Source organism: Falsiroseomonas sp. HW251, assembly GCF_050563545.1.
In the GTDB taxonomy this organism is placed as follows: Bacteria; Pseudomonadota; Alphaproteobacteria; order Acetobacterales; family Acetobacteraceae; genus Falsiroseomonas.
Window position 1 is genome coordinate 276,238 of the sequence record NZ_JBNXUM010000002.1, and the last position, 12,427, is coordinate 288,664.

The 12,427-nt window shown below is 72.7% G+C and carries 10 protein-coding genes; 6 read left to right on the top strand and 4 right to left on the bottom strand.

The genetic code is table 11. From position 1 onward, the window contains the following. Positions 1-618: 618 nt before the first annotated feature. From thrC to ACLF3M_RS03255, 3 genes are all read left to right on the top strand, one after another. Positions 619-2,025, top strand: a complete 1,407-nt coding sequence (gene thrC / locus ACLF3M_RS03245; RefSeq protein WP_430655400.1) for a threonine synthase — start codon at positions 619-621, stop codon at positions 2,023-2,025. A 13-nt stretch (positions 2,026-2,038) separates the two neighbouring features. Next, a complete protein-coding gene (locus ACLF3M_RS03250) occupies positions 2,039-3,310 on the top strand; it encodes a M16 family metallopeptidase (protein ID WP_430655401.1) in 1,272 nt (423 codons plus the stop codon). Positions 3,311-3,497: 187 nt separating this feature from the next. Continuing rightward, positions 3,498-4,829 carry a TldD/PmbA family protein gene (locus ACLF3M_RS03255; RefSeq protein WP_430655402.1) on the top strand — a complete coding sequence of 444 codons (1,332 nt, stop codon included), beginning with the start codon at positions 3,498-3,500 and terminating at the stop codon, positions 4,827-4,829. 106 nt (positions 4,830-4,935) lie between these two features. On the opposite strand, the gene ACLF3M_RS03260 is transcribed toward ACLF3M_RS03255, so the two are convergent. Next, positions 4,936-6,522, bottom strand: coding sequence for an ABC transporter substrate-binding protein (locus ACLF3M_RS03260; RefSeq protein ID WP_430655403.1), 1,587 nt, complete (start codon positions 6,520-6,522; stop codon positions 4,936-4,938). A gap of 107 nt (positions 6,523-6,629) precedes the next feature. Between ACLF3M_RS03260 and ACLF3M_RS03265 the strand changes: the two genes are divergently transcribed. Together ACLF3M_RS03265 and ACLF3M_RS03270 are read left to right on the top strand one after the other, a co-directional pair. Further along, positions 6,630-7,655, top strand: a complete 1,026-nt coding sequence (locus ACLF3M_RS03265) for a Tim44 domain-containing protein (protein ID WP_430655404.1) — start codon at positions 6,630-6,632, stop codon at positions 7,653-7,655. Between the two features lie 79 nt (positions 7,656-7,734). Beyond that, positions 7,735-8,646 (top strand): hypothetical protein, encoded by a 912-nt coding sequence (locus ACLF3M_RS03270; protein ID WP_430655405.1) that lies wholly within the window; start codon positions 7,735-7,737, stop codon positions 8,644-8,646. Positions 8,647-8,692: 46 nt separating this feature from the next. Here ACLF3M_RS03270 and ACLF3M_RS03275 read toward each other — a convergent pair whose 3' ends face one another. Together ACLF3M_RS03275 and ACLF3M_RS03280 are read right to left on the bottom strand one after the other, a co-directional pair. Next, entirely contained in the window at positions 8,693-9,430 is a 738-nt protein-coding gene (locus tag ACLF3M_RS03275) for a hypothetical protein (RefSeq protein WP_430655406.1), read from the bottom strand. Positions 9,431-9,441: 11 nt separating this feature from the next. Further along, positions 9,442-10,323, bottom strand: a complete 882-nt coding sequence (locus ACLF3M_RS03280) for a DUF2092 domain-containing protein (RefSeq protein WP_430655407.1) — start codon at positions 10,321-10,323, stop codon at positions 9,442-9,444. Between the two features lie 117 nt (positions 10,324-10,440). Between ACLF3M_RS03280 and ACLF3M_RS03285 the strand changes: the two genes are divergently transcribed. Next, positions 10,441-10,875 (top strand): RES family NAD+ phosphorylase, encoded by a 435-nt coding sequence (locus ACLF3M_RS03285; RefSeq protein WP_430655408.1) that lies wholly within the window; start codon positions 10,441-10,443, stop codon positions 10,873-10,875. A gap of 56 nt (positions 10,876-10,931) precedes the next feature. On the opposite strand, the gene ACLF3M_RS03290 is transcribed toward ACLF3M_RS03285, so the two are convergent. Continuing rightward, entirely contained in the window at positions 10,932-12,392 is a 1,461-nt protein-coding gene (locus tag ACLF3M_RS03290; protein ID WP_430655409.1) for a right-handed parallel beta-helix repeat-containing protein, read from the bottom strand. Positions 12,393-12,427: the final 35 nt, after the last annotated feature.

Here is a 12,427-nt window from a genome sequence, read left to right on the forward strand (position 1 = left end):
GGCCTCGGCCTGGCCGCTTCCCTGCTGCTCGGCGCCGTGCTCGCGCCGACGGACCCCGTGCTGGCGTCGGACTGAACGACGGCCTCGCCTTCCGCTTGGTCAATCTCGCGATCGTGCTGCTCGCCGTGCTCGATACCGGGCCAAAGCCGGGCAGGGCGGCGGAGTGGCTGGCCGCGAGCGGCGCGCGTGTCAGCCTCCTGGCAAGCCGCAATTCAGTACTCGAGCGATCAGGCCAGAACAGACGCGCCAGCCCGGTAGCAAAGGCCCCCCGGCAGGCCGCACACCCCAACCTCGGCCAAGTCTACCGAACCCGGGTCGCCGCGTTTCAGGAAGCCCTGGCGCGCCAAGACGGCTCAGACGCGCTTGAGGCCGCCCGCGCCCTCATCGACCGGGTCGTCAGCCATCGGCCGGTGGGGCCAGACGAGCGACCCGGCATCGACCTCTGCGCCCAGCTGATGGCTATGTTACAAGCTGGCGGGGCAAAGCTGACGCGGGAGGGGGAGGCCCGCAACACCGCCGTCTTGGCCTCGCTTATCAGTTCGATAGAGGCGGATCAGGGAGGGCAGCGCCCTCCCCGGGCCTCTCGCGCCCGCCCCGTGGCCGGACTAGGTTCCGGCCATGCGTTACGTCTCCACCCGCGGCGAGGCCGCCCCCCGTGACTTCGAAGGCGTCCTGCTGGCCGGCCTCGCCGAGGATGGCGGGCTGTTCCTGCCCGAGACCTGGCCGGTCCTGACGACGGCGGAGTGGCGCGCGCTGCGCGGCCTGCCCTATCCCGATCTCGCCGCCCGGATCATGGCGCTGTTCACCGGCGGGACGCCGTCGGAAGGGGAACTCCGGACCCTGCTGGCCGAGGCCTATGCCGGCTTCGGCCATCCCGCGGTCTGCCCGCTGGTCCAGCTGGACGCCCGGGTCTTCGCGCTGGAGCTGTTCCATGGGCCCACGCTCGCCTTCAAGGACATGGCGATGCAGGCGCTCGGGCGTCTCTTCGACGTGACGCTGAAGCGCCGGGGGGAGCGCGTGACGATCGTCGGCGCGACCTCGGGCGACACCGGCTCCGCCGCCATCGAGGCCTGCCGCGACCGCGCCGCGGTGGACGTCGTGATCCTGCACCCCGAGGGCCGGACCTCCGAGGTCCAGCGCCGGCAGATGACGACGGTGCTGTCGCCCAACATCGCCAACCTGGCGCTGCAGGGGTCCTTCGACGACTGCCAGGACCTGGTGAAGGCGATGTTCGCCGACGCGCCCTTCCGGGAGGAGATGCGGCTCGCCGCGGTCAACTCCATCAACTGGGCGCGCGTCGCGCTGCAGATCCCCTACTACGTCGCCGCCGCGCTGGCGCTCGGCGCGCCGGACCGCGAGGTCGCCTTCAGCGTGCCGACCGGCAATTTCGGCAACGTGCTGGCGGCCTGGGCGGCGCGGCGAATGGGTCTCCCAATCACGCAGCTCATCGTGGGGTCGAACCGCAACGACATCCTGACCCGGTTCCTCAGCGCCAACGACATGACGGTGCGCGCGGTGGAGCCCTCGCTCTCGCCGTCCATGGACATCCAGGTCAGCTCGAACTTCGAGCGACTGCTCTTCGAGCTGCTGGGCCGCGACGCCCGCGCGACGCGCGACACCATGCTGCGCTTCCGCACCGAGGGCCGGATGCCGGTCACCGATGCCGCCTGGCGCGACGCGGCGCAGCTCTTCCGGGGCTTCGCGCTGGACGACGAGGGGACGCTGGAGGAGATCGGGAGGCTCTGGCGGGATTGCGGCTATCTCGCCGACCCCCACACCGCGATCGGCACCGCAGCGGCGATGGCCGTGCCGCCCTCCGACCGGTCCATCCCCGTCGTGGTCGCCGCGACGGCCCACCCCGCCAAGTTCCCCGACGCCGTGCGGAAGGCGACCGGCATCGCCCCCCCGCTGCCAGCGCGCCTTGCCGACCTATATGAGCGTCCTGAACGCTTCACCCGCCTGCCCGCGAAGCTCGACGCCGTCGAGACCTTCGTCAGGGCGCATGCGCGCCGGAACGCCGCGTAAGCCAGGAACACCGATGTCCAACAACGACGCCATCCGCCTGACCAAGCTGCCCTCCGGCCTGACGGTCGTCTCGGAGAAGATGCCGCGTGTCGAGACCGTCTCGATCGGCGCCTATGTCGATGCCGGCGCGCGGCACGAGACCGCGGTCGAGAACGGCGTCTCCCATTTCCTCGAGCACATGGCCTTCAAGGGCACCGCGAAGCGCGACGCCGCGGCCATCGCGCGCGAGATCGAGAATGTCGGCGGCCACATCAACGCCTACACGTCGCGGGAAAACACCGCCTTCTACTGCAAGGTGCTGAAGGAGGATGCGGGGCTGGCCGCCGACATCATCGGCGACATCCTGAGCCACTCCACCTTCGCGCCCGAGGAAGTCGAGCGCGAGCGCGGCGTGATCCTGCAGGAGATCGGCCAGTCCAACGACACGCCGGACGACATCGTCTTCGACCATTTCCAGTCTACGGCCTATGCCGCGCAGGCGATGGGCCGCCCCGTCCTCGGCACCGAGGACACGATCAAGCACATGAAGCGCGACGCGCTCACGGGCTACATGCAGCGCCACTACGGCAGCCAGCGCATGATCGTCGCCGCCGCCGGCGCGATCGAGCATGACGACGTCCTCGCCATGGTCGGCAAGCATTTCGCCGACCTGCCGCATGCCGTCCCCGCCGCCGCCGAGGCCGCGCGCTACACCGGCGGCGAGTTCCGCGAGGAGCGCGACCTCGACCAGGTGCACCTCGTGCTCGGCTTCCCGTCCTGCGCGGCGACCGACCCCGAGCACATGACGACGCAGCTGCTCTCGACGCTGCTCGGCGGCGGCATGTCGTCGCGCCTGTTCCAGGAGATCCGGGAGAAGCGGGGCCTGGTCTACTCCGTCTATTCCTACGTCTCGCCCTTCGCGGATTCCGGCATCTTCACGATTTATGCCGGCACCGGCGAGGACCAGGCGGAGGAGCTGGTCCCGGTGGCACTGGAGGAACTGCGCCGCGTCCAGAAGGACGTGACGGAGGACGAGCTGGCGCGCGCCAAGGCGCAGCTGCGGGCGTCGCTGCTGATGTCGCTCGAGAGCACCGGCAGCCGCTGCGAGCAGCTCGCGCGGCAGCTGCAGGTGCATGGCCGCATCATCCCGGTCGAGGAGACCAAGGCGAAGATCGCGGCGGTGACGGTGGACCAGATCCAGGCCTGTGCGGCGAAGATGTTCCGCGCGGTGCCGACTCTGGCGGCGCTCGGCCCGGCGGGGAAGGTGCCGGCGCTGCCGGTGATCGCGGAGAAGCTGGCGGCGTAGCACGCACTCGCTGCGAGTTCCCTCCCCCGCTCCCGACTATTCCCTCCCCCGCTTGCGGGGGAGGGTTAGGGTGGGGGTTCGAGTATCAGCACGCGCTGACAAGCCGCACCCCCATCCCCTCCCTCCCGCGCTTGCGGGGGAGGGGCCGCTGCTGCGGGGAAGGCGGCGCAACACGGGAAAGGCAACCATGACCGAGCTCGACCGCCTCTCCGACCTCGTCGCCGCCGCCAGGCGCGCCGGCGCCGACGCCGCCGACGCCATCCTCGTGGACAACACCTCGCTCTCCGTCACGCGCCGTCTCGGCAAGATCGAGCAGCTTGAGCGCGCGGAGGGCTTCGACCTCGGGCTCCGCGTCTTCGTCGGCAGGCGGCAGGCCATCGTCTCCTCCACCGACCCCGACCCCAAGGGCTTCGCAGCCCTTGCCGAGCGCGCCGTCGCCATGGCGAAGGTCGTGCCGGAAGACCCGTATGGCGGCCTGCCCGACCGCTTCGATCCACCGCGCGACGCCGCGCCGCTCGATCTCTTCGACATCATCGAGCCCAGCGCCGAGGATCTCATTGCCCGCGCCGCGCTGGCCGAGGACGCCGCTCTGGCCGTCAAGGGCGTGACCAACAGCGAAGGCGCCGACGCCGGCTGGGGCCGGGTGCGCATCGCGCTGGCAATGTCGAACGGCTTCGCCGGCGCCTTCTCCTGCACCTCCCACTCGCTCTCCTGCACCGCGCTGGCCGGCGAGGGCACGGGGATGGAGCGGGACTACGAGTATTCGTCGGTGGTCCATCTCTCGGACCTCGAGGATCCCGCCACGATCGGCCGGAAGGCGGCGGAGAAGGCCGTCGCGCGGCTGAACCCGACGCGGCCGAAGACCGCGCGCATCCCCGTGGTGTTCGACACGCGCGTCTCGTCGTCGCTGCTCGGCCACCTGCTCAGCGCGATCAACGGCGCCTCGGTCGCGCGCGGCACGTCCTTCCTGCGCGAGCACCTCGGCAAGCCGGTGCTGGCCAAGGGGCTGACGGTGCGCGACGACCCCACGCGGGTGCGCGGCCTTCGCTCCCGCCCCTTTGACGGCGAGGGCATGGCGGGCCAGGCGCGCGCGCTGGTGGATGACGGCGTGCTGACGACCTGGATCCTGGACTGGCGTTCGGCCCGGCAGCTCGGGATGCAGTCCACCGGCCATGCCAGCCGCGGCACCGGCGGCCCGCCTGGCCCCGCGCCCAGCAACCTCTGGCTCGAGCCCGGCACGCTGACGCCGGCCGAGCTCATGGCCGACATCGCGGAGGGGCTCTACGTCACCGACCTCATCGGCATGGGCGTCAACGGCGTCACCGGCGACTACAGCCGCGGCGCCGCCGGCTTCATGATCCGGGGCGGCGCGCTGGCCGAGGCCGTCAGCGAGATCACCATCGCCGGCAATCTGAAGGACATCTTCCTGAACATGACGCCCGCGAACGACCTGGTCTTCCGGCGCGGGACGGACGCGCCGACGATCAGGATCGAGGGGCTGACGCTGGCGGGGGCGTAGGGACACAGGATCGCCCTCGCCCGCCGCTTGATTTCCCTTCCCCGCTTGCGGGGGAGGGAAGCATTTGAGCGTGGGAGGGAGCTCATGAGCGGAGCGGGACCCGCCCTCAATCCACCCTGATCTCCCGCACCTGGAACTGGTTATCCGCGCGGTGCGTGACGGTCACCCCCGCGCGCACCGCCCAGGGGATCATCATGTGGTACAGCGGCACATGCCCGAGATCGGCGTTGTGCATCGCATGCGCCTCCCGGATCAGGGCGCGCCGACGCTCGGGGTCCTGCTCGGCGTCGATGCGCGGCAGCAGCGCGTCGAAGTCGGCGTTGGAATAGCCGCCGGCGTTCCAGGTCGCCGCGCCGCCGATGCTGCGCGACGCCATGATCGCGCGCAGCGTGTAGCTCGCGTCGAAGGTCGGCACGCCCCAGCTCAGCATGTACATCGTCGACTCCTGCCGCCTGACGCGCTGGGTGAAGACCGCGTTCGGATGGATCGTCAGCTGCGCCCGGATGCCGACGCGCGCCAGCATCCCGGCCACCGCCTGGCAGGCCTCGTCATAGGTGCCCGTCGGGCAGTCCAGCGGCACGCTGAACCCCTGCGGATAGCCCGCCTCCGCCAGCAGCGCCCGCGCCCGCGCGGGGTCGAAGGGCGTGCGCCGGTCGGTATCCCGCGACCAGCCATTGACGAACTCCGTCCACATGCTGCCCGTCGGCACGCCCTGCCCGCGCAGCGTCGCGCGCCGCAGCGCATCGAGGTCCATGGCATGCGCCACCGCCTGGCGCACGCGCAAATCCTTGAAGGGATTGCGCCCGCGCACGTCGCTGCCGGCCAGCTCGTCCACGTCCTGGCGCATGCCGATCCAGACCGTGCGGTTCTCCTGCCCCTCCAGCACGCGCAGCCGCGCATCGCGCCCGACGCGCGCGACGTCCTGCACGGGGACGACATGCACGAAATCCACCTCGCCCGAGATCAGCGCCGCGATCCGCGTCGCGTCCGATGTCAGCGTGACGTGGTGGTATTCCGTGACGTTGCCCCGCGCCGGCCCGCCGGCCTGCCAACCCCACCAGTTGGGGTTGCGCACCATCACCGTCCGCTGCTCCTGCTCCCGCGCGCGGATCACGTAGGGACCGGTGCCGTTGGCGTTGCGGACGCTGAAGGTTTCCTCCTGCCGCGCGAAGTTTTGCGGCACCGTCGCGCGGTTCGCCTCCGACCAGCCGCGGTCCATGATCATCACCCGCGTCATCTTGTCGGGGATCACGGGGTCGGGGACTCGGGTGACGATGTCCACCGTCAGGCGGTCGCGCGCCTCGACGCGCTCGACCGTGTCCACGAAGATCCCGTAGTTCGAGGTCGGCGCCAGCGCGCGCTGGATGCTGAACACGACGTCGTCGGCCTCGAAGCTCTCGCCGCCGGCGAAGCGCACGCCCTCGCGCAAGCTGAAGCGCCAGCGGTTCGGCTCCACCTGCTCCCACCGCGTGGCCAGGCCCGGATGCACCTTCAGGTCGTCGCCGCGCCAGGTCAGGCCCTCATAGACCTGGTGCACCACCAGGAAGGTGAAGAGCGCGTTGGTCGCGTGGGGGTCAAGCGTCGCGGCGTCCACGCTGGTCGCCATGCGCAGCACCCGGCCGGGCTGCTGCGCCTCGGCCGCCGCGGCGGAAAGCCCGCCCGCCACCAGCGCGGCAACCGCCGCGCCAGCCATCCGCTTCATCATCCGGAACCCCCTGGTTTTTTCCGTGGACTCAGCATGACGCAGCCTTAAGGTTCTTCGCAACCGCCCCCCCGGATCCCTATATTGGGGCCAACGACATGCCGGAGACGCACCACCCCATGGACCGCACCACTCACCGCCGGACGAACGCCCGCCGGGGCTCCGCCCTGTTTGCGGCCTTCGCCGTCATCGCCCTTGCCCTCGCCCCGGCGATCGCCGAGGCGCGGCCGGGCGGCAGCATCTCCTCGGGCAGCCGGGGCAGCCGGACCTATTCGGCCCCGCCCTCGACCCAGACCGCGCCGAGCGGCGGCACCCAGTTCCAGCGCACCGAGACGCCGCGCCCCTCCCCCGGCGTCGCGCAGACCGCGCCGCGCCCCGGCATGGCCACCCCGGCCCCGGCCGGCGGCTTCTTCAGCCGCAATCCGCTGATGGCGGGCCTGATGGGCGGCCTGCTCGGCGCCGGCCTGTTCGGCCTGCTCTCCGGCCATGGCCTGTTCGGCGGCATGGCGGGCTTCGCCGGCTTCTTCGGCCTGCTGCTGCAGATCGGGCTGATCGTGGGCCTGGTCTTCCTGGTGATGCGCCTGCTGCGCGGCCGCCAGCAGCCCGCCATGGCCGGCGGTCCGCAGGGCTATGCCTATGCCCAGCCCACCGGCCCGGGGCGTGGCCCGATGGGAGGCCCGGTCGGCCTGGCCGCCGGCGGCGCCGCGCCGACCACCCGCTCGATCGAGGTCGGCCCCGCCGACTACCAGGCCTTCGAGCGTGCGCTGGTGGACGTCAACGCCGCCTGGTCGCGCCAGGACGTCGATGCGCTGTCGCGGCTCTCCACGCCGGAGATGACGCGCATCTTCTCGCAGGACCTGCAGGACCTGAAGGCGCGCGGCTGGACCAACGTGACCCGCGACGTGAAGCTCGAGGCCGGCGACCTGTCCGAGGCCTGGAGCGAGAACGGCCAGGACTATGCGACGGTGGCGATGCGCTTCTCGCTGCTGGACTTCACGACGGACGCCACCGGCCGCGTGGTCGAGGGCAGCCCGACCGACCGCCAGACCGTCACGGAGCTCTGGACCTTCACCCGCCGCGCGGGCGGCCCCTGGATCCTGTCGGCGATCCAGCAGGCGGGCTGAGCCGCGCGCGGGTCGCGACCTTGCGCGGACGGTTACGTCCGCGCAGGATCAGCCCCGGAACGAAGCCCGAGAGGCGGCGATGCGGGGCCCTGCCTCGGCCTGGATCCATGTCGCCGCCTGGGGCCTCCTGTCGGGCCTCTTGGTCTCCCCGGCGGCGGCGCAGCTGCCGCCCGCGGTCGCGCAGGCCGTCGCGACCGCCGAGCGGGAATGCCGCGAGGCCGGCGGCCGGCCCTCCCCGGGCCCGCAGTTCCAGACCAGCCAGGAGCTGAACGGCGACGGCGAGCCCGACTGGCTGCTGGACTACACCCATCTGAACTGCGCCGGCGCCGAGGGCTTCTTCTGCGGCGCGGCCGGCTGCCCTCTCGTGCTGTTCCTGTCGGGCGCGCGGCGCTTCGCCGCCGATCCGCTCGGCCATGTCCAGGGCTGGTCCGTCCAGCGCGGCGCCGGACTGCCCGTCCTGATCCTGCAGACCGGGCGCGGCGCCGTCCGCCTGGCCTGGAACGGGCGCGAGATGGCGCGCGCCGCCGCGGGCACCCCGCCACGCCAGGCCGCGCCCTTGCCGACACCCGCGACCCCGCCCGCGGCGGCCGGCGGCAAGGCGCCCGCCGCGCCCGGCTCGGCCTGGCAGTCGCGCGCCACGCCCGGGGGCACCATGGCGATGGGGCCGGGCGCCGGCGTCGTCCGGGCCGTCAGCGTGCTCTGCCACGCCGGGACGCCCGTGGTGGCGCTCACGCTGCGTGCCCAGCCCCCGCCGGGCCCGGTGACCGCGGCCTTCGCCGGCCGCGCCGAGCGCGCCTCCCTGCCGCTGCAGCAGCTCGGGCGCGGCGAGACCTGGATCGGGGACCTCCGGGGCACGCCGCTGCCGCGGCTGCTGGCGGGCGGCGAGGCCGGGCTCGACATCGCGATCAATGGCGGTCGCCAGGGCCGGCTGAACCTGGAGGGCGCGGCCGGCCCGGTGCGCGACGCGCTGGCGGGCTGCCACGGCTTCTGATGCCGGCGCCGATGCCGCCCCGGCTGGACGGCGGGCGCCGGGCCGGTCAGCCCGGCGGCACCACCCGGTAGTAGACCCCGTTCGCCCCGAACTGGGGCTTCAGCCATTCGGTGCCGCAATCATAGGTCTGCACATTGGCCCGCCAGGCGCAGTTCCCTGGCAGCGCCGGCACCACCGCGCCGATCGGCGCATAGCCCGTCCGTGGCGGGGCCGGCGGCGCCGGGTTGGCCAGCGCGGCGTTGTAGCCCGCGCTGTAGGCCGTGGCGGTGTTGGCAGCCGCGGCATTGGCGTTCGCGCTCGCCGCCGCGCCGACCGCCGCCGCGCCGACGGCGGCCCCGGCCACTGCCGCGCCCGCGGCCCAGCCGCCGCAATTGTAGCAACCCGTGCCGTAGGAGTTCACGACGACCGGCGGGTGATAGGCATAGGGCCCGTAATAGGGATAGGCCCCGTGGTAACCGTAGGCGCTGTGATAGCCGCCATAGGCCGTGTTGCCGTAGCGCCCCGTCGCCGTCCACCGCCCGTCATAGCCCGAGGCCGTGCCGCCCTCGGCACCCTGCGCATGCCAGGATCCCTCGCCGCCCGAGGCCGTGCCGCCCCGCCAGCCCGTCGCGTTCCAGGACCCGTCCCCGCCCGACGCGGTGCCGCCGCGATAGCCTTCATGGCTCCAGGCGCCGGCCGTGCCGGCGGTCGAGCCGCCCCAGCGGTTGGCGCGGTACCAGGCCTCGGCCGGCATGGCGGCCACCACGCCGGCGAGCGCCGCGGCGATCAGGATCGGCTTGCGCATCGTCCTCCTCCTCAACGCTGCGGCGCGCGCGTCGGCGCGTCCGGGCGGGCGAAGCTCATCGGATTGGCCTGCGCGGCGCGCGCGCTGGCGAAGGCGTCCGCCGGCACCGGCGGGTTCAGCCGCCAGTCGCTGAAGGCGATGGCGTGCCGGTAGGTCTGCGGGTCGTCGAAATAGGTCGCGCGGAACAGGCGCGGCAGCCTGTCCTCCGCCCCGATCCAGATCTGCCCCTGCAGCTGGTCGTTGGCGAAGGCGAGCACATCCGTCGTCACGCCGCCGACGACGCGGGACTGGCCGACGACGAAGACGACGCGCAGGCCTTCCTGCATCTCGCGGCAGGGATCGGCGCCGAGCAGGTCGCCGAAGGGGAAGTAGATCGCGGCGTCGGCGTAGGCCTTCTGCAGCATCGCATCGATGGTCGGCGGGGCGTCGGCCACCGCGACCAGGTTGGCCTCCGGCGCGAAGGCGATCATGCGCGTGCCGTCGTAGTAGAATTCGCTGGCCGGCCCGTCGCCCGGCATGACCACGCGCAGCCGGTCGGGGCGCTGCATCAGCACCTCGAAGGCAGTGGCATAGGCGAGCGGATGGCCGGTGCGGGCCATGCTCTCATAGGTCGCGACGGCGTTGAAGGACAGCGACCGCGCGCCGGTCAGCGCGGCGCACATGCCCTGCAGGAGCTGGATCGCGCGCGGCTCGACCTCGATGCGCAGGCCGAGCCGGCCGGCGGGCGGCGTCGCCTGGGCCTGCGTCCCCTGTACTTGCGTCCCCTGTACTTGCGTCCCCTGGGCTTGCGTCCCCTGGGCTTGCGCGGGCGCCTGCTGCGCCATCGCCGCGCCGGCAAGCCACCCCACCAGCAGCGGCGCGGCCATCACGGCCACGCGCGGGTTCCACTGCATGCGCGGTCCTCCTGCCATCCTCGTCGCCCAGCATAGCATCGCGGCGGGCGGCGGCGCGCATGAAGCCTATCCGAAAAGCGCGCGGAACCCGCCCGCCCCGCGCCGCGTCGGGCCGGCATGGACCTGACCGCCTGGCAGATCTGCCGCGAACACCAGGTCTCGCTGACCGGCGAGCAGGCGCATGACGGCGAGCGCTGGAACGCGCCCGGCCGCCGCGTCGTCTACCTCGCCGAGCATCCCGCGCTGGCGGTGCTGGAGATGCGCGTGCATCTCGACAAGCCCTATGACGAAGTCGTCCACGACCATGTCCTGGTCCGCGTCGCGCTGCCCGAGGATGTCGAGGACCTGCCCGACATTCCCGTCGATCCCTGCGCCGCTGGCGAGGCCTGGCTGCGCGCCGCGCGCCGCGCCGTGCTGCGCGTGCCGAGCATCGTGGTGCGGGAGGGCCGCAACCTGCTCCTCAACCCCGCCCATCCGCGTGCGAAGGAAGCACGCATCGAGGCCTGCACGCCCTTCCGCTTCGACCGCCGGCTGTGGGGTGGCGGGGGGTAGCAGGGTTGCGAAAGCCCTCTCCCCCTCTCAGAGGGGAGAGGGCTCTTTGGGGCAGCCTACTCCCGCGCCGCCGCGCTGAGCGGCGAGGTCGCGCCCGTCGGGGTCGTCACCGTCGCGGTGAAGGCGCGCGCGTCCGCCGGCTCCTCCGCGCCGAGCTCCAGCACGAAGCGCCCCGTGCCGTCCGCCCCGGTCGCGACCGGCGCGCTGCCGAGGAAGACCTCCGCCTCCGCCGTCGCCGCATCGGCGTTGCCGAACAGCTCGACCTCGTGCCGCGAGGAAGGCGCGCCGGCGATGCGGCCCTCGATGCGGAGCCTGCCATCGGCCTGGCGCGAGACACGCTCGATGACCGGCGCCGCGATGCCTTCATTCGGCGGCGCCTGGCAGTCCGGCGCGCCGTCCGGGCAGATCCGGGCGAGCCGCGCGGGGTCCACCGGCACGCCGGTGCTGCGGTGCCCGACATAGGCGGCGTGCTCGCCCGACGGCAGACCGAACACGATCGCGCCGCGCCGGAGCGCGGGATCGCAGCTGCCGCCGACCCAGCAGCGCGCGACCGGCGCGCCGTTGCCCACCATCACGTTGCGCGACAGGCGGGAAATCGTGCCCGCCGCCGTCGGCCGTACCGCGACCGCGACCGCGTTGCCGCGGAAGACGTTGGCGGCGATCGTGTTGCCGTGGCCCGTCAGGCTCACGCCGAAGGTGTTGTCCTCGAAGACATTGGCGCCGAGGTCGTTGCGGTCGCCCGAGTTGATCTGCACGCCATCGGAATAGCCCTGGAAGCGGTTGCGGGCGATGACGTTGTCATGGCCGAGCAGCACCTCGATCCCCTGCGACGGCTCGGGGTTCGCCGCGGTCGAGCGGAAGACGTTGTCGGCGACGATGTTGAAGGACGCGCCGCGCGTCAGCTCCAGCCCGTCGCCGTTGTCGAGGAAGTCGTTGCGCAGGATGCGGTTGTGGCTCGTCGTCGTCAGCGTCTGCCCGCCGCGCCCGTCGTCGCCGGTGAGCATGATCCCCGCCCCGCCGTGGTTCGCGACCAGGCGACTGTCGCGAACGGTGTTGCGGCTGCTGCGGTGAAGCAGCACACCGATGCAGAAGCGGCGGATCTCGAGCCCCGCGATCTCGACGCGCTCGGTGTCCACGACGGCAAGCCCCGGGAATTGCAGCGTGCGCACGTTCGGGCCGGACTGGCCTTGCGTCTCGCCCGGGCAGGAAGCGGGCGCGACGGCGCTGCCGTCGAGCACGGAGAACCGCCCGTCGAGCGCCCAGGCCGTACCCTCGATCCGCAGCGGGCCGCGGAGCGGCGGCAGCGGGTTGGCGGGCCGGATCTCGATCGGGCCGCCATCCTCGGCGCCGATCTCGATGCGGTAGCGGCCGGGCTCGGCATTGGCACGCGCGATCGCCCAGCGCAGGGTGCCGGGGCCGTCGTCGGCGGGGCTGGTGACACGCAGGGGCTCGGGCTGCGGCTGGGCCAGCGCCGGCCCGCCGAGAAGCACCGCAAGCACCGCGAGCGCTGGGCGCATCCGACGACCCTCCTCCGTCTTTCCGCGCAGCATGA